A 16,471-nucleotide genomic window follows, 5' to 3' on the forward strand; every position below is an offset into this window, starting at 1 on the left:
GCTCCGCCAGTAAGCGATACGATCGAACGCCCTAGCCCGCCATGAGCAGCTGGCCGGCTAGCGCTAGTTCACAGCCCGCCGAAGCCAGTGCCCGACGGGGAAGCAGCGAAACTCCAGGGGGAGGAGCCGAATGTCGGACGGATACGAGGTCAACACCGACGAGTTGGAGGCAGTCGTCAAGCGACTGCGGACGCTCCAGCAGAACATCGGTCAGACCGCGGACAAGAGCAAGTACAACACCGTCGTCGGTCCGAACGACTTCGGTGGCAACTTCCTTGAGGCGCACTCGCTCTACGCGGCTCACGGCAGCATGCAGAACTTCCTGTCCCAGACCATTGCCAAGCTGAACGAGCTGATCAACGAGTTCGGCGACAAGACCAAGATGGTCACCGACAGCTACACCGGCATCGAGGCGGATCACACATCCGCCCTCAACAGCCAGCAGCCGAAGGCGGTCTGACATGACAGACAAGACAGACTTTGAGCCGCACGGCCTGGTGCCGCTCAAGAACATGTTGAAGAGCTCGAACCCCGACCGTCTGAAGGAGGTCGCCGACCACTGGCAGAATGTGGACGTCGAGCTCCGTGCCGCGGCGGACGAGTTGAAGGCGGCGGTCGAGCACGCCACCCAGAGCTGGACGGGCACGGCCTCGCAGGGCTTCGCCACCCGCGCTGGGGTGCTCCACACCAACCTGACGAACACGGCGGCGCACGCCGTCCAGACGTCGGGAGCTATCCGGTACGCCGGCCTGGCGCTCGAGCAGAGCAAATCTGCGATGGACGACATCGACATCCCGAGTCGTACCGACAGCGCTCTCAAGCTGATCGGTGACCTCGGTGAGCGGTCGGATGCTCAGTTCCGGGCCGACCTGGCCTCGAAGATGGACCGGACTGCGGCCGTCAACAAGAACTACGACGAGCTCTCGGCGATGGAGATCGCGCACCAGCGGGCGATCATCGTCATGGAGCACCTGGCGCCGCACTACACGGAGGCCGCCGGATACCTCGATCCGCCGGCGGCGGACGTGACCGACGACGGCAGCAAGCCGTACCCGCCGGCCCCGACCAAGCCGTATCCGCCGGTGTCGCCGCGGCCGCATCCGAAGGTCGTCCCGCCGGAGAACCCCGGCGGTCCGCAGGGCAAGGAGTACCAGCTGCCGACGCCTCCCCCGGGCCCCGGGATCCCTCCGCGCAATGACCAGCCGTACGTGCCGCACCAGCCGGTGGTTCCCACGCCGCCGGTCGGGACGGGTGACGGCAAGCCGCCGGGCTGGGTGCCCGGGACCGGGATCGACGGTGGGGTGACCCTGCCGACGCCCGGGACGACGTTGCCGCGGCCCGGGATCGACCTGCCGGGTACCGGGGGGACCGGGGGCGGTGGTCACGGTGGTGGCGGCATCGGGGGCTTCCCCGGTGGTGGCATCGGTGGGCTGCCGGGTGGCGGCGGTGGCGGTATCGGTGGCGGCCGTGGTGGTGGCATCGGTGGTGCCGGTGGCGGTAAGACCGGTGGCGGGCTGGCCGGTGGCGGTGCGGGCGGCCGGGCCGGTGGCGCGGGTGCCGGCGCGGCCGGCGGTGCGCGCGGTGGTGCGGCCGGTACGGCCGGTGGGGCTGCGGGTCAGGGCCGGGGTGGTGCGCCCGGTATGGGTGGCATGCCCAGTGGCGGTGCGGCCGGCGGCAAGGCCGGGGCCGGCAAGCCGAGCCTGGTCCGGCGCGAGGGCGGTGCGGTCGGTGGTGCGAAGGCGGGCGGCGCGAGCGGCCGGGCCTTCACCCAGGGCGGTTCCGGTCTCGGCCAGGGCGGCCAGGCCCGGGGCGGTGCGCCGGGTGCGGGCGGTATGCCCGGGGGCCACGGCGCCGGCAAGAAGAAGGACAAGAACGGTAACCGCCCCGACTACCTGGTCGAGGACGAGGACACCTGGCGTTCCGGCGGCAAGGCCAACCCGCCGGTGATCGAGTAGCGGGTGGCCCGGTCCTGGTGACCGTGTGACGGAGCGGCGGCCCGGCCATGGGGGAGACCCCGTGGCCGGGCCGTTCCCGTTCCCGTTCCCGGCGGAAGCCGGTGGAGAAGGGAATTACGACGCAAAAAACAGTGCGTCGAATTCCCCCCGCGCAGGGGAATTCGACGCACTGGGTAAAGAGGCCATGACGGGAATCGAACCCGTGTAAACCGCTTTGCAGGCGGTTCCCTAAGCCACTCGGGCACACGGCCGTGACTGCATGACGGCGGGCGGGAGCCCACGGCCAGCAAGGGGGAGAACGTCAGCGACAGGACCGACAACAGGGAGCGGCACAGGTGCGGGGCATCGTGATCGCCACCGTCTTCCTGCTCATGGCCTGCTCCTGTCGTCGTGACCCGGATCGACCGGGCGCGCTGTTCGTGAATTCATAGTGCCCGAATGCGCGGGCCCGCGTCAATATCCGAATATGAATTCCGTGTGTCGGGCGTGCTAGCCTCGACGGCAGGCGAGTGATCGCCCCGGACGAGGCGCGTCGTACCCGGTCTGACAAGACGGCGCAGTGGTGAAGTGACACCTACTGCGAGGGAGTGCTCGTCATGGCCTGGTTCGTTCTGATCATCGCCGGTGTGCTGGAGACGGTGTGGGCGGTCGCCCTGGAGGCGTCGAAGGGGTTCTCGCGGCTGGTGCCGAGCGTGGTGTTCGGGGTCGCGCTGGTGCTCAGCATGGGCGGGCTGGCGTACGCGATGAAGTCGATCCCGCTCGGCACGGGGTACGCGATCTGGGTCGGGATCGGTGCGATCGGCACGGCCCTGTACGGCATGGCGGTGATGGGGGACGCGGTGACGGCGGCCCGGATCACCTGCCTGGTGCTGATCCTCGGCGGCGTGGTCGGGCTGAAGGTGCTGCACTGACGCACGGTGGCCGGTCCTAGGACCAGCGGCCGAGCGGGCCGGGACCGCAGGTCAGGAGTAAAAGGCGGCCACGGGACTTACGATGGCGGTCATGACCACCACCTCCACCACCTCGGTCGACACCGCCCGCCCGCTCCCGGCGGCGGAGACCGGGGGCGTGCTCAGCGGTCCGTACCGCGCGCTCACCCTCGGCATAGTCTCGGTCGTCCTGCTGCTCGCGTTCGAGGCGACCGCGGTGAACACCGCGATGCCGGAGGCGGCCAGGCAGTTGGACGGCGTCGGGCTGTACGCCTTCGCGTACTCGGGGTACTTCACCACCACGCTGTTCGCGCTGGTGGTCTCCGGGCAGTGGTCGGACCGGCGCGGGCCGATGGGGCCGCTGTTCACCGGGATCGCGGTGTTCGGAGTGGGTCTGGTGGTGGCCGGGGCGGCGACGAACATGTGGATGTTCCTGGCGGGCCGGGCGGTGCAGGGCCTCGGTGGCGGACTGGTGATCGTGGCGCTGTACGTGGTGGTCGGCCGGGCCTTCCCGGAGCGGCTGCGGCCGGCCGTGTTCGCGGCGTTCTCGGCCGCCTGGGTGCTGCCCTCGATCCTCGGCCCGCTGATCTCCGGCGCGGTGACCGAGCACTTCGGCTGGCGCTGGGTCTTCCTGGCGGTGCCGGTGCTGATCCTGCTCCCGCTGGCGGTGATGGGCCCGGCCCTGCGGCGTGCCGAGCGGGCCCAACCGCCGGCGCAGGGCGTGGAGTTCGACCTCCGGCGGACGGGGCTGGCGGCGATGGCCGCGGTCGGTGCGGCCCTGCTGCAGTACGCGGGGCAGCGGCGCGACCTGCTCGGCCTGCTCCCGGCGGTGGCGGGGGCGGCGCTGCTGGTGCCGGCCGTGCTGCGGCTGCTGCCGCCCGGTGCGCTGCGGGCGGCCAGGGGGCTGCCGACGGTGATCGTGCTGCGCGGGGTGGCGGCGGGGGCGTTCTTCACCGCCGAACTGTTCATCCCGCTGATGATGGTGACGCAGCGCCACCTGTCGTTGACCATGGCGGGGCTGACGCTGACCAGCGGCGGACTGTCCTGGGCGCTGGGCTCCTGGCTGCAGGGACGGCCGGCGGCTGACCGGCACCGGGAGGCGCTGATCCGGCTGGGCTTCGTGCTGACGGCGGTGTCGATCGCGGGGGCGTCGCTGGTGCTGATCCCGGCGGTGCCGGTCTGGGTGACGGCGGCGGCCTGGGCGGTCGGCGGGATCGGGATGGGGCTGGCGGTGGCCAGCGTGAGCGTGCTGATGATGCAGCTCTCGACGCCGGAGGAGGCGGGGGTCAACTCGGCCGCGCTCCAGCTCAGCGACGCGCTCGGGAACGTCGCGATGGCCGGTCTGGCCGGCGTGCTGTTCGCCGCCCTCGGCGGTGGCTCGATGGCCGTGACGGAGGTGGCGGCCCACGGGGCGGGGGCGCCGGTCGCCCCGTTCGCGCTGATCTTCGCGGTGATGGCCGCGGTGGCCCTGATCGGCGCCGCCCTCACCGGCCGGGTACGGACCTGACGGCCCGTACGGAGGTGGTCCGGCCGGTTCACCACCGGCCGGTCCACCACCGGCCGGTCCACCACCGGCCGGGCCGCCGCAGGTCGGTCAGCCCGCCGCCGGGCTCGCGGCCGCCGGCGCCGCCGGGGTGCCGAGGAAGGTCTCCCAGCCCCCGGTCGGCGCCTGCCCCGGGTTGAGCGTCTGCAGCTTGCGGAGCACGGCCGGGTCCTGCACCTCCAGCCAGTCGACCAGCTGACGGAACGACACCAGCCGGACCTCGGGCTTGCCCGCGATGGTCTTGATGGTCTGCTCGACGGCGTCCATGTAGATGCCGCCGTTCCACTGCTCGAAGTGGTTGCCGATGTAGAGCGGCGCCCGGTTGGAGTTGTACGCCCGCTCGAAGCCGGCCAGGTACGAGCCGGCCGCCTGGGTGCGCCAGGCGTCGTACGAACCCGCGCTGCCCTTGGTGTTGTTGCCGGACTGGTTGTACATGATGTTGTAGTCCATCGAGAGCACCTGGAAGCTGTGCCCGGGGAACGGGACGGACTGCAACGGCATGTCCCAGAGCGCCCCGCCCTGGAACTTCTGCGGCCAGACCTGGGTGCCGCCGGGGCCGCTGCTGTCGTACTTCCAGTTCCGCTTGGCCGCGGTCGGCAGCAGGCCGCGCTGGCCCTCCAGGCACGGGGTGCGGCCGCCGATCAGCTCCTTGCGGTAGTCGAAGGGCAGCGCGGGCAGGTCGGTGAAGCCGGTGTTGGTCTTCCAGTTCATCACGAAGGACATCGCCTGCTCGATCTCGCTGTCCCACTCCTCGGGCGACCACCGGCCGCCGCCGTTGGCGCCGCAGAAGTGGCCGTTGAAGTGGGTGCCGATCTCGTGCCCCTCCAGCCAGGAGGCGCCGATCTGCTCGATGGTGTCGTGGATGTGCTGGTCCGTCAGGTACCCGATGTCGCTGGCGCCGACCCGGTGCTGCGGCGGGTGGTAGAGGTCCTTCTTGGCCTCCGGCAGGGTGTAGATGCCGGAGAGGAAGAAGGTCATCGAGGCGTTGTTGTCCTTGGCCAGCTGCCGGAACCGGGTGAACAGGCGGTTGTCCAGCTCGCCCGCGCCGTCCCAGGAGAAGACCACGAACTGCGGCGGCCGCTCGCCGGCCTTGAGCTTCTCGGGGACGGGCTGGTGGGGCTGCGGGCCGGTGTCCGAGGTGGAGCCGTCGCCGATCAGGGTGGCCGGGGGCTTGGCCGGGACGCTGGGGTGGGCTCCCGGGCTGCTTCCGGCGGCGGCCGGGGCGGCCTGCTCGCCGTCACTGCCGGTCGAGCTGCCGCAGCCGGCCGCGAGGGTGGCGGCGGTGGCGGCTCCGGCGGCCAGCAGTGTGCGGCGGGAGAGTGCGTCCATGGTCACGTCCGTTCCTGGAGGGCCGTGCGTGTGACTGAGCCGAGGCTGTCGGGAGTCGGCCGGTGATTAGTCCGATAAGTGCACGGATGCGGCTAATGGGCCACAGCCTGCCACGGTGCGCGCCGTCCGACGGGTAAGGCGGGGCGGTGGCGCGGGTGATCCTGGCGGCGTGACGGCGCGGCTCGCCCGTTCGGAGTACCCGGCTGGCGACCGGCCCTGACCCGGCGTCGGATGGGAGCCCCGGACTCACGGAGGCTTGGCCGTCCATGTGGCAGTCGGTGCTCGACGCCTATCACGAGCGGATCGTCGACACCGGTCGGCAGCCGCTCTTCCTGCTGCTGCTCGGACTGATCGGCTCCTTCCTGTTCATCCGGTTCAGCGTCCGGATGATCCGGCGCGGCACGTCCTGGTGGCCCGGCAACGTCACGCCTGGCGGGCTGCACATCCACCACGTGGTGTTCGGCCAGGGGCTGATGGTGATCTGCGGGGTCGGCGCGTTCGCCGTCCGGGGCGACGGCGGGGCGCTGCGCGAGGTGCTGGCGACCGGTTTCGGGATCGGCTGCGGGCTGGTGCTGGACGAGTTCGCGCTGGTGCTGCACCTGGAGGACGTCTACTGGAGCGAGCAGGGCCGGACCTCGGTGGACGCGGTGATCCTCACCGTGGCGCTGATCGGCCTGCTGCTGATCGGCGAGGTGCCGCTGGGCGGCTTCGTCGGCGGGGTGACCGGCAGTCAGCTGCTGGGCGCCGGGCTGCTGCTGATCCCGGTGCTGGTCACCCTGGCCAAGGGCAAGATCTGGACCGGCCTGCTGGGCGTGATGCTGCCGCCGCTGGCGCTGGTCGGGATGCTCCGGCTGGCCCGGCCGCGCAGCCCCTGGGCCCGCTGGCGCTACCACGCCCGCCCCCGGCGGCTGGCCCGGGCCGAACGCCGGGAGGAGCGGATCCACCGGCGGCTGGTGGTGGCCAAGACCTCGGTGTACGACGTGCTGGCCGGCGCCCCCGACCCGAGCCCGCAGCCGGTACCGGCCGTCGCCCCGCCGCCGGCCGGGCCGGCCCCGGCGGTGTCGGCGCGGCCGGTCGAGCCGCCGCCGGTGGCGGTGCCGCGCTGGCGCGTCCGGTGCGCCACGAGTGCCGAGTGGTACCTGCGGGTCGCGGCGGCGCTCAACCTGCTGGCCGGGCTGATCGCGCCGTTCCGGGACCGGGTGCACCGGGTGAACAGCGGCGAGTTCTTCACGCCGGTGCTGATGACCGCCGGTTTCACGGCGGCGCTGTTCGCCGCGCTGCTCGCGGTGATGCTGCGCCGCCGCAAGCGGGCCGCCTGGGTGGTGGCCACCGTCGTGGTGGCGCTGTACGCGGGGCTGTTCACGCTGGCCCTGGTGGCGCTGCCGGAGGACCGCGCGCACCCCTTCAACTGGGTCTCGGCCGGCCTGACCCTGGCCGTGCTGCTCGCCCTGCTGCTCGGTCGCCCGGCCTTCCGGGCCAAGGGCGAGCCGGGCAACCTGCCGCTCGCGCTGGCCTTCCTGGTCGGTGGCGGCGCGCTGCTCACCGGCGTGGGCGCGGTGCTGCTCCGGGTGGCCGACCAGGGCAGCTCGCCGAGCTGGGGCGAGAGCGCGACCTACGTGGCGCTCCGGCTGGTCACCCTCTCCGGGATCGGCGAGTACGCCGACCTGGCGGTGCCCGGCTGGTTCGACCTGCTGCTGAACGTGCTGGGCGCGGGGCTGCTGCTGGTCGCCGTCCGGCTGCTGTTCCGCTCGCCGCGCGGGCTGGTCCGGCTGGAGCCGGAGGACGAGGAGCGGCTGCGCGCCCTGCTGGTCCGGCATGGCGGGCGGGACTCGCTCGGCTATCTGGCGCTCCGTCGGGACCGGGCGGTCTGCTGGTCGCCGTCCGGCAAGGCGGCGGTGCTGCACCGGGTGGTCAACGGCGTCACCTTCGCCACCGGCGACCCGATCGGCGATCCGGAGGCCTGGCCGCAGGCGATCGAGGTCTGGCGGCAGCAGGCCAGGCAGTACGCCTGGATCCCGGCGGTGCTGGGGGCGGGGGAGCAGGCCGGGCTGGCGTACCGGCGGTCCGGCCTGCGGGCGCTGGAGTTCGGCGACGAGGCGGTGGTGGAGGTGGCGGGCTTCGTGCCGCCCGAGGAGCTCCGGCGCACCCGGGAGCGGGTCACCGCGGCCGGGTACCGGGTGCTGCTGCGCCGGCACCGGGACGTCCCGGCGGCCGAGTCGGCCGAGCTGGTCCGGCTGGCCGATGCCTGGCGGCACGGCCGGGGCGAGCGCGGCCTGACGATGACCCTGGGACGGCTCGGTGACCCGGCGGACGGTGACTGCCTGCTGGCCGAGTGCCGGGACGAGAACGACCGGGTCTGCGCACTGGTCAACCTGGTCCCCTGGGGCACCGACGGGCTGACCCTCGACCTGCTCCGCCGGGACCGCGAGTCGGACGACGGCCTGATCGACTTCCTGCTCACCGAACTGCTGCTGCGGGCCCGGGAGTTCGGGGTGGTCCGGGTCTCGCTGAACTTCGCGATGTTCCGGCAGGTCTTCGAGCGCGGCGCCCGGATCGGGGCCGGCCCGGTGCTCCGGCTGGCCCGGGCCGTGCTGGGCTCGCTGGCCCGCTGGTGGCGGCTGGAGGAGCGGTACCGGGCGAACACCAGGTACGGCCCGCACTGGGTGCCGCGCTTCCTGCTGTACGAGAAGTCCGCCGAGCTGCCCGCGATCGTGCTGGCCGGGGTGAGCACCCAGGGGCTGCTGTCCAGGCGTCGGCTGCCGGGCGGTGCGGTCACTCGTTCGGGGCAGGCCGGGGCGACGGCCGGAGCTGAGCCGTCGTCAGGGCGCTGACCTGGGGTCATGTCCCCGACGGCGCCCGGTGGTCGGGTTCGCCCGCCGCGCGGGGCGGTAGCGGCCACGGTTGACTGACAAGGATCACGGACGGACGGACGAGGGGAGTCGGGAGTGACCGGGCAGGTCTCCAGGAGCCCGTGGCCGGGCTCGCTCGCGGCAGGGGGAGCCCTGCTGGTCGGGGCCTGGCTGCTGGCCGGCGGCGGGCACACCGGACCGCTCGGCCCGGACGGCAGTCAGGCGATGGACAACGCCACCTCGGCCGCCCTGCTGGTGCCGCCGAGGCCGTACGCGGTGCCGACCCGGATCAGGATCCCGGCGCTCCGGCTGGACGCCCCGGTGGCCGCGCTCGGCCTGGACGGCGGCGGCCGGCTGGAGACCCCGGCCGAGCAGGACCGCAACCTCGCGGGCTGGTACCGGGACGGGGTCGCCCCGGGCCAGCGCGGCACCGCGATCATGGCCGGACACGTCGACGTCGCGGCCGGACCCGCCGTCTTCTACGGCCTGGGCACCCTGCGCAAGGGCGACCAGGTGGAGGTGGACGGCGCCGACCGGGGCACCGGGTACTTCACCGTGGACGGGGTGGAGAGCTTCGCCAAGAACGACTTCCCCGACACCCGGGTGTACGGCCAGGGCGTCGACTCCCAGCTGCGGCTGATCACCTGCGGCGGCGGCTTCTCGGCGGCACACGGCTGGGACGCCAACGTGGTGGTCTTCGCCCACCTGGTACGGAGCACCGTCTGATGAGCCGTCACACCGAGCTGGCCGGTTGGAACCCGCTGGACTGGCCGCTGACCACCGGGGTGATCCCCTACCTGGTGCTGGCGGTCGGCTGGGCGGCGCTGCTCGGCCTGGCGTACTCCAGGAGCAGGCACTGGTGGAGCCGGCGGCTGCCGTGCGCCGTGGTGCTGGCGGCTGCGCTCACCGTGCTGCTGCGGTTCGTGGTGGACGACTGGTGGGTGCCGTTCCCCGAGGGGCTGCCCAGGGCGTCCCTGTTCTGGATCGGGGTGGCGGTGCTCGGGCTCTGCCTGGCCGCGTTCCGGCTGCCGCCGCTGCGCTGGCGCGGACGGGCGGTCGCGGTGCTGGCCGCCGCGCTGGTGGTGCTGATGGCCTCCTCACAGATCAACCGGCAGTTCGACCAGTACCCCACCCTGCGGGTGCTGCTGGCGCCGTGGATCGGCAAGACCGACGCGCTGACCACCGGTCAGGTCCCGGCGGTGCACGTGCCGGAGGGCAAGACGCTCGCCGAGGTCTGGCAGGCCCCCGCCGGGCTGCCGGCCAAGGGCACCGTGTCCACCACCCCGATCCCCGGCGTCCGATCCGGCTTCAGCACCTCGGACGCGTACGTCTACCTGCCGCCCGCCTACCAGGCGAACCCCCGCCCGCTGCTGCCGGTGCTGGTGATGCTGACCGGCCAGCCGGGCACCTCGGCGGACTGGGTCGGCACCGGGCAGCTGCCGGAGCAGATGGACGCCTTCGCCGCCGCGCACGGGGGCCTGGCGCCGATCGTGCTGATGATCGCCCAGAACGGCAGCTCGGAGTGGGGCAACTCGCTCTGCATGAACTCGCGGATCGCCCAGGCCCAGACCTATCTGGCCCAGGACGTGCCGGACTGGGCGCACACCCATCTGCAGACCGCCACCGGCCGGAAGTCCACCATGATCGGCGGGCTGTCGCAGGGTGGTACCTGCTCGCTCCAGCTGGCCGTGAACGCCCCGGAGGTGTTCGGCACCTTCCTGGACATCTCCGGTCAGGAGGAGCCCACCCTGGGCAGCCGCCAGGACACCGTGCAGAAGGCGTTCGGTGGAGACGAGGCCGCCTTCGACGCGGTGGACCCGCTCCAGGTGATGGCCCGGAAGAAGTTCCCGGACACCGCTGCCGCCTTCGTGGTCGGGGACGGCGACGGCGAGTACGGGCCGCAACAGCGGAAGGTCTACCAGGCCGCGCTGGCGGCCGGGATGCAGGCCCATTTCCAGACCGTTCCCGGCGGCCACGCCTGGAGCACCTTCCGGGCCGGACTGGGCGTCAACCTCCCATGGCTGGCGCAGCAGGCGGGAGTGATCCGATGAGCGAGACCCTCCCGGTGGCCGAGGCCGCCCCCACCGCCCCCCGGCCGGAGCGCGGCTGGCACCGCTGGCTGCGGCTGCTCGGCCTGCTGGCCGGCCGGCTGCGTACCGCGCCGCTCACGCTGACCCTGTTCGTCGCGCTCTGGGCGGTCGGGGCGGCCACCGGCAGCCTCGGTGACGGCCCCCGGCAGTCGCTGCTGGAACAGGTCGGGGTCGGCATCCCGACCCTGACGGACGGTCACTGGTGGACCCTGGCCGGCTCGCTGCTCTGGTGCCCCGGCATCGGCGCGTACGTGTCCACCAGCCTGCTGCTGCTGGTGCTCGGACCGGTGGCCGAGCAGCGGCTCGGCTCCCTGCTGACCGCCGGGGTGCTGATCGTCTGCCAGGCGCTCGGCGCGCTGCTCGGCACCGGCCTGGCCCGGCTCGGGGTGGCCGCCGACCTGGACTGGCTGAACTCGATCCAGGACCAGATCGCCACCGGCCCCGGGGTCGGCCTGCTCGGCCTGGCGGCGGTGCTCAGCTACCGGCTGACCGCGCTCTGGCGGCGCCGGGTGCGGCTGCTGGCCGTGCTGGTGCCGCTGGTGGCGATGCTCTACATCGGCCACCTGGAGAGCGTCCAGCGGTTCGCGGGCATGCTGGTCGGCCTGCTGCTGGGAGCGCTGCTGCACCACCGCAGGCCGGCCCTGCCGCGCGGGATCTCGCACACCGAGGCCCGGGTGCTGGTCGCGCTCTGCCTGCTGGCCACCGCGCTCGGCCCGCTGATCGCCTCGGTGTACCGGGACGCGATCGGGCCGTTCAACACCATGAGCGAGCTGTACTTCTCGCACGTGCCCTCGGCCGAGGAGGTCGCCACGGCCTGCGAGGAGTCGGCCGAGGCCTGCGCCCGGGCGCACTCCACCCAGCGGTTCTTCGACTCGCCGGGGCGGCTGATGGCGGCCCTGGTGCCCGCCCTGCTGGTGGTGCTGGCGGAGGGGCTGCGCCGGGGGCTGCGGGTGGCCTGGTGGATCACCGTCTGCACCGAGCTGCTCTGGACCGGCGTGCTGACCTGGCTGCTGGTGGACAACTACGACGACTTCGCCGACAGCGGCGGTGCGGGTTACCTGTTCCAGCTGATGGGCGAGGCGATGCTGCTGCCGCTGGCCGTGCTGGTGCTGCTGCTGATCACCCGTCAGCGCTTCGACCAGCGGCTGCCGGGGCGGGACCTGCGCCGGCTCGGCCTGGTGATCGGCTCCGCACTGCTGCTCAGCTGCGGGGCGTACGTCGGGATCGGCTGGCTGGTCCGGGACCAGTACGAGCCGGACGCCACGCTGGGCGGGCTGTTCGCCGGGCTGCCCTCGGAGCTGCTGCCGCCCGCCTACAACGACCTGGTGCCGGACTACCCGATCGCGGCCGGCGGCACCGCGCAGACGCTGGAGATCTGGTGCGGGGTGCTGTTCTGGGTGGTCGCGCTGGTCGCGCTGTTCCTCGCGTTCCGCCGCCCGGTGGTGCACGTGGACGCCGAGGCCGCGGCCCGGGCCCGGGAGCTGCTGACCCGGTACGGCGGCTCGACGCTCTCCTTCATCTCCACCTGGGACGGCAACCACTACTGGTTCGACGCGCGCGGCGAGGCGGCCGTCCCGTACCGGGTGATCGCCACCGTGGCGCTGACCACCGGCGACCCGTTCGGTGAACCGGCCGCCCGGCTGGGGGCGGTGGCCGGGTTCGCCCGGTACTGCGACGAGCGGGGCTGGACGCCCTGCTTCTACTCGGTCACCACCGAGACCCGGCAGGCCGCCGATCGGCTCGGCTGGCGCTCGCTGCAGGTCGCCGAGGACACCGTGGTGCCGCTGCCCGACCTGGCCTTCACCGGCAAGAAGTGGCAGGACATCAGGACCTCGCTGAACAAGGCGGGCAAGCAGGGCATCACGGCCGAGTGGTGGACCTGGCAGGACGCGCCGATCGCGATCCGGGACCAGATCCGCTCGATCTCCGAGGAGTGGGTCTCGGACAAGGGCCTGCCCGAGATGGGCTTCACCCTCGGGGGCCTGGAGGAGCTGGCCGACCCGGCGGTCCGGGTGCTGGTCGCGGTGGACGCCGACCGCACCGTGCACGGGCTGACCAGCTGGATGCCGGTCTACCGGGACGGCGCCCCGGTGGGCTGGACGCTGGACTTCATGCGGCGCCGCTCGGAGGGCTTCCGGGGCGTGATGGAGTTCCTGATCGCCTCCGCCGCGCTCGGCTTCAAGGAGGAGGGCGCCGAGTTCCTCAGCCTCTCCGGCGCCCCGCTGGCCCGGGCCGAGCGCGGCGCCGAGCTCAGCACGCTGGACCGCACCATGGACTGGCTGGGCCGGAGCATGGAGCCGGTCTACGGCTTCCGCTCGCTGCTCGCCTTCAAGGCCAAGTTCCAGCCCGAGTACCGGCCGATGTACATGTGCTACCCCGACCCGGCCGCGCTGGGCAGTATCAGCCGGGCGATCGGCAAGGCGTACCTGCCGCACCTGACGCCCGCCCAGGGCGTACGGCTGATGCGCAAGCTGTCCGGCTGACGGCGGTTCAGCCGAGCAGCTCGGCCAGTGCCCGGTCCGGATCCAGGAAGCCGGCCTCCTGGCCCTCGGCCACCACGAGGTGGCTGCGCCAGAGGAAGCGGCGCAGCTCGGGTGCGTCGAACTGGAGCAGCGCGACGCCCTCGGGAGCCCGCAGCTCGACCAGGGTGCGGTGGCCGAGCGCGGGCCTGACGTGCACGTCGCCGTCGCCGCTCGGCAGGTCGAGACCGGCCGCCAGCAGCTGGCGGGCGAACACCCACTCGACCTCCGGCTGCGGCGGACCGGCCGGCGGGGCGGGCTCGGCGTCCAGTGAGTACTCGGCGGGGAAGCCCATCCGCACCGCCAGCGGGTCGTCGGCCCGGTACCGCAGCGTGACGCGGAGCAGGGCGGAGCGGTGGGTGCTGACGATGAGCCGGGCCTGGACGACCTGCTCGACGACGGTGGCGGACATCGGTTCCTCCGGAATCGGTCGTGCGCCCGGATCGTCCGGGCCCACACCAGTGAGAGCGGGGAGACCCCTGGGGCTTACGTGACTTTTGGCGACAAAAGACGTGATCCATCTCACATTGCCCACGACCTTTCCGGCAAAACCGGTCGGTCGGCAGGATTCGCGCCGTGGGGGAGACCCGGACGGCGGTGCGATCCGGGGCGGTTCCGCGGATCTCGTGTCGGGCGGCCGACCGGAGCCGCTGCCGGTAGGCTAGGCGGGTTGTCCGACCGCTGTCCGACTGCGGGGCGGGCCTGCCGCATAGGCCCTGACCTGCGATGATCCCCCTTCGGAGACCGTGAGTACTGCCGCTTCCTCCGCCATGGCCCCGCTGTTCTCGGATGCCGACCCGCACGCGCCGGTCCGCGCCGTCGGCGTGGGCTCGCACCACCTGTCCCCGGCCTTCCCGAGCCGCGCCGCGTACGGCACGGCGGGCAAGCTCCGGGCCTGGCAGCAGGGTGCGCTGGACAAGTACGTCGAGAAGCAGCCGCGGGACTTCCTCGCGGTCGCCACCCCCGGCGCCGGTAAGACCACCTTCGCCCTCACCCTGGCCTCCTACCTGCTGCACAACCACCTGGTGCAGCAGATCACCGTGGTCGCGCCGACCGAGCACCTGAAGAAGCAGTGGGCCGAGGCGGCCGCCCGGATAGGGATCAAGCTCGACCCGGCCTACTCCTCGGGGCCGCTGTCGAAGGAGTACCACGGCATCGTGGTCACCTACGCGGGCGTCGGGGTCAACCCGATGCTGCACCGCAACCGCACCGAGGCGCGGAAGACCCTGGTGGTGATGGACGAGATCCACCACGCCGGTGACTCCAAGTCCTGGGGCGAGGCCTGCTTCGAGGCGTTCGAGCCGGCCACCCGGCGGCTCTCGCTGACCGGGACGCCGTTCCGCTCGGACACCAACCCGATCCCGTTCGTGCAGTACGAGCAGGACACCGACGGGCTGCGGAAGTCGGTCGCCGACTACACCTACGGCTACGGGCACGCGCTGGCCGACCACGTGGTCCGCCCGGTGATCTTCCTGTCCTACAGCGGCAACATGCGCTGGCGGACCAAGTCCGGCGACGAGCTGGAGGCCCGGCTCGGCGAGCCGATGACCAAGGACCTGATCGCGCAGGCCTGGCGGACCGCGCTGGCCCCGCAGGGCGAGTGGATCCCGAGCGTGCTGGCGGCCGCCGACAGGCGGCTCACCGAGGTCCGCAAGGCGATCCCGGACGCCGGCGGCCTGGTGATCGCCACCGACCAGAACGTGGCCCGCGCCTACGCCAAGATCCTCCGCGAGATCTCCGGCGAGAAGGTCACCCTGGTGCTCTCGGACGAGACCGAGGCGTCCCAGCGGATCTCCGACTACGCGGCGGGCACCTCCCGCTGGATGGTCGCGGTCCGGATGGTGTCCGAGGGCGTCGACGTGCCCCGGCTCTGCGTCGGGGTGTACGCCACCTCGATCTCCACCCCGCTGTTCTTCGCCCAGGCGGTCGGCCGGTTCGTCCGGGCCCGCAAGCGCGGCGAGACCGCCTCGGTCTTCCTGCCCACGGTGCCCACCCTGCTCGGCTTCGCCAACGAGATGGAGCTGCAGCGCGACCACGTGCTGGACCGGCCGAAGAAGGAGGGCGACGGCCTCTTCGACGAGGAGGACCGGCTGCTCGCCGAGGCCGAGCGGGCCAACGACGGCCCGGACGGCGCCGGCGGCGACGAGTTCAGCTACGAGGCGATCGGCTCCGACGCGGTCTTCGACCGGGTGCTCTACAACTCCATGGAGTTCGGGATGCAGGCGCACCCGGGCAGCGAGGAGGAGGACGACTACCTCGGTATCCCGGGCCTGCTGGAGCCGGACCAGGTGCAGATGCTGCTGCAGAAACGTCAGACCCGGCAGATCCAGCGCTCCAAGGGCAAGCCGGCCGAGGAGGCCGACCTGCTGGAACTCCCGGCCGAGCAGCGCCCGGTGGTGACCCATCAGGAGCTGCGCGACCTGCGCAAGGAGCTGAACGGCCTGGTCGCGGCCTGGCACCACCGGACCAACCAGCCGCACGGCACCATCCACAACGAGCTGCGCCGGCAGTGCGGCGGGCCGCTCACCGCCCAGGCGACCGCCAACCAGCTGAAGGCCAGGATCGCCAAGGTTCGCGAGTGGGCCAACTGACCGGTCCCCGGTGGGGGCAGAACGATGTCGGTGGGGTTCGGATATCCCGGCCGCCGGTGACGGCGAGGCCCGGCGGCGGCCGGCGGCCGGCCTGTCGAACCGTCAGATAGCGGCCCGGCTATTCACCCGGCGAGGCGACGGCGAAAAGCCATTTCACCACCGTCCACGCAGAACTCGGGGTGGAGAGCCGGGGCGCGGCGGTCACCGTGGTCCTCTCGTGGTGATCTGACGGGGCGTTGTGGAAACGTTACGACAATGCCGTTTCCCGGTCAGATTTTACTTAGACATGGGATGCGGTAATCCGCTAGCGTTCCGCGTGCCGGATCGCACCGCAGGATTTCCCGCGCGATCGACCGGCGCACCCATTGATTTTTGACGCGGCCTCACCATGCCCATTTCCGGTGGGCCGCCAGAAGGAGAAGAACCGATCGTGGCCAACACCGCCTCCCCCGAGCTGTCCGACAAGTCGAAGATCGTTGCCGGCGTTCTCCAGCTCTTCCTCGGCTGCTTCGGCGTCGGCCGTTTCTACACCGGTCACACCGGCATGGCGCTCGCCCAGCTCTTCACCTGCGGTGGCCTCGGCTTCTGGGCGCTGATCGACGGCATCATCTTCCTGGTCAGCAACGACCGCACCGACGCCCAGGGCCGCAAGCTCGCCGGCTGACG

The 16,471-nt window shown here is 72.3% G+C and carries 12 protein-coding genes, 1 tRNA gene and 1 riboswitch; of the genes, 10 read left to right on the forward strand and 3 right to left on the reverse strand.

Translation table 11 applies throughout. The features are described 5' to 3' along the window. Nucleotides 1-130: 130 nt before the first annotated feature. A complete protein-coding gene (locus tag ACIRPK_RS28395; RefSeq protein ID WP_403043356.1) occupies nucleotides 131-460 on the forward strand; it encodes a hypothetical protein in 330 nt (109 codons plus the stop codon). A 1-nt stretch (nucleotide 461) separates the two neighbouring features. After that, nucleotides 462-1,955: a WXG100 family type VII secretion target gene (locus ACIRPK_RS28400; RefSeq protein ID WP_403043358.1), complete on the forward strand. Its 1,494-nt coding sequence runs from the start codon at nucleotides 462-464 to the stop codon at nucleotides 1,953-1,955. 179 nt (nucleotides 1,956-2,134) lie between these two features. Here the strand turns inward: ACIRPK_RS28400 and ACIRPK_RS28405 are convergent. Then, nucleotides 2,135-2,206 (reverse strand) — tRNA-Cys (locus ACIRPK_RS28405). A 249-nt stretch (nucleotides 2,207-2,455) separates the two neighbouring features. Next, nucleotides 2,456-2,516, forward strand: a riboswitch (guanidine-III (ykkC-III) riboswitch). 35 nt (nucleotides 2,517-2,551) lie between these two features. Here ACIRPK_RS28405 and ACIRPK_RS28410 point away from each other — a divergent pair. Both ACIRPK_RS28410 and ACIRPK_RS28415 read left to right on the forward strand, forming a co-directional pair. Next, nucleotides 2,552-2,866 carry a DMT family transporter gene (locus tag ACIRPK_RS28410; RefSeq protein ID WP_403043360.1) on the forward strand — a complete coding sequence of 105 codons (315 nt, stop codon included), beginning with the start codon at nucleotides 2,552-2,554 and terminating at the stop codon, nucleotides 2,864-2,866. A gap of 91 nt (nucleotides 2,867-2,957) precedes the next feature. After that, nucleotides 2,958-4,391: an MFS transporter gene (locus ACIRPK_RS28415; protein WP_403043362.1), complete on the forward strand. Its 1,434-nt coding sequence runs from the start codon at nucleotides 2,958-2,960 to the stop codon at nucleotides 4,389-4,391. A gap of 87 nt (nucleotides 4,392-4,478) precedes the next feature. On the opposite strand, the gene ACIRPK_RS28420 is transcribed toward ACIRPK_RS28415, so the two are convergent. After that, nucleotides 4,479-5,756 (reverse strand): hypothetical protein, encoded by a 1,278-nt coding sequence (locus tag ACIRPK_RS28420; RefSeq protein WP_403043438.1) that lies wholly within the window; start codon nucleotides 5,754-5,756, stop codon nucleotides 4,479-4,481. A 266-nt stretch (nucleotides 5,757-6,022) separates the two neighbouring features. Here ACIRPK_RS28420 and ACIRPK_RS28425 point away from each other — a divergent pair, with 266 nt between their 5' ends. From ACIRPK_RS28425 to ACIRPK_RS28440, 4 genes are all read left to right on the forward strand, one after another. Then, the gene (locus ACIRPK_RS28425) at nucleotides 6,023-8,587 is read left to right on the forward strand and encodes a phosphatidylglycerol lysyltransferase domain-containing protein (protein ID WP_403043367.1); all 2,565 of its coding nucleotides are present in this window, start codon (nucleotides 6,023-6,025) and stop codon (nucleotides 8,585-8,587) included. A 114-nt stretch (nucleotides 8,588-8,701) separates the two neighbouring features. Continuing rightward, on the forward strand, nucleotides 8,702-9,331 hold the full coding sequence (locus ACIRPK_RS28430) for a class F sortase (protein ID WP_403043369.1): 630 nt from the start codon (nucleotides 8,702-8,704) through the stop codon (nucleotides 9,329-9,331). Further along, on the forward strand, nucleotides 9,331-10,656 hold the full coding sequence (locus ACIRPK_RS28435; RefSeq protein ID WP_403043370.1) for an alpha/beta hydrolase: 1,326 nt from the start codon (nucleotides 9,331-9,333) through the stop codon (nucleotides 10,654-10,656). Before ACIRPK_RS28430 ends, ACIRPK_RS28435 begins: the two co-directional genes overlap by 1 nt. Then, nucleotides 10,653-13,178: a bifunctional lysylphosphatidylglycerol flippase/synthetase MprF gene (locus tag ACIRPK_RS28440; protein WP_403043372.1), complete on the forward strand. Its 2,526-nt coding sequence runs from the start codon at nucleotides 10,653-10,655 to the stop codon at nucleotides 13,176-13,178. The genes ACIRPK_RS28435 and ACIRPK_RS28440 overlap by 4 nt, the downstream gene beginning before the upstream one ends. A 7-nt stretch (nucleotides 13,179-13,185) precedes the next feature. On the opposite strand, the gene ACIRPK_RS28445 is transcribed toward ACIRPK_RS28440, so the two are convergent. Continuing rightward, nucleotides 13,186-13,626 carry an SsgA family sporulation/cell division regulator gene (locus ACIRPK_RS28445; protein ID WP_403043375.1) on the reverse strand — a complete coding sequence of 147 codons (441 nt, stop codon included), beginning with the start codon at nucleotides 13,624-13,626 and terminating at the stop codon, nucleotides 13,186-13,188. A 358-nt stretch (nucleotides 13,627-13,984) separates the two neighbouring features. Between ACIRPK_RS28445 and ACIRPK_RS28450 the strand changes: the two genes are divergently transcribed. Both ACIRPK_RS28450 and ACIRPK_RS28455 read left to right on the forward strand, forming a co-directional pair. After that, the gene (locus ACIRPK_RS28450; protein WP_403043441.1) at nucleotides 13,985-15,805 is read left to right on the forward strand and encodes a DEAD/DEAH box helicase; all 1,821 of its coding nucleotides are present in this window, start codon (nucleotides 13,985-13,987) and stop codon (nucleotides 15,803-15,805) included. A gap of 430 nt (nucleotides 15,806-16,235) precedes the next feature. Further along, complete coding sequence (locus ACIRPK_RS28455) at nucleotides 16,236-16,469, forward strand: TM2 domain-containing protein (RefSeq protein ID WP_403043378.1); 234 nt, start codon at nucleotides 16,236-16,238, stop codon at nucleotides 16,467-16,469. The last annotated feature ends 2 nt before the right edge of the window (nucleotides 16,470-16,471 follow it).

This window comes from Kitasatospora sp. NPDC101801, from assembly GCF_044766665.1.
Taxonomy (GTDB): Bacteria; Actinomycetota; Actinomycetes; order Streptomycetales; family Streptomycetaceae; genus Kitasatospora.

Bases quoted from the DNA above. Each gene is read 5' to 3' on its own strand.
- ACIRPK_RS28435 (WP_403043370.1), top strand. From the start codon at position 9,331: ATGAGCCGTCACACCGAGCTGGCCGGTTGGAACCCGCTGGACTGGCCG.
- ACIRPK_RS28420 (WP_403043438.1), bottom strand. From the start codon at position 5,756: ATGGACGCACTCTCCCGCCGCACACTGCTGGCCGCCGGAGCCGCCACC.
- ACIRPK_RS28415 (WP_403043362.1), top strand. From the start codon at position 2,958: ATGACCACCACCTCCACCACCTCGGTCGACACCGCCCGCCCGCTCCCG.
- ACIRPK_RS28440 (WP_403043372.1), top strand. From the start codon at position 10,653: ATGAGCGAGACCCTCCCGGTGGCCGAGGCCGCCCCCACCGCCCCCCGG.
- ACIRPK_RS28400 (WP_403043358.1), top strand. From the start codon at position 462: ATGACAGACAAGACAGACTTTGAGCCGCACGGCCTGGTGCCGCTCAAG.
- ACIRPK_RS28445 (WP_403043375.1), bottom strand. From the start codon at position 13,626: ATGTCCGCCACCGTCGTCGAGCAGGTCGTCCAGGCCCGGCTCATCGTC.
- ACIRPK_RS28395 (WP_403043356.1), top strand. From the start codon at position 131: ATGTCGGACGGATACGAGGTCAACACCGACGAGTTGGAGGCAGTCGTC.
- ACIRPK_RS28425 (WP_403043367.1), top strand. From the start codon at position 6,023: ATGTGGCAGTCGGTGCTCGACGCCTATCACGAGCGGATCGTCGACACC.
- ACIRPK_RS28410 (WP_403043360.1), top strand. From the start codon at position 2,552: ATGGCCTGGTTCGTTCTGATCATCGCCGGTGTGCTGGAGACGGTGTGG.
- ACIRPK_RS28450 (WP_403043441.1), top strand. From the start codon at position 13,985: ATGGCCCCGCTGTTCTCGGATGCCGACCCGCACGCGCCGGTCCGCGCC.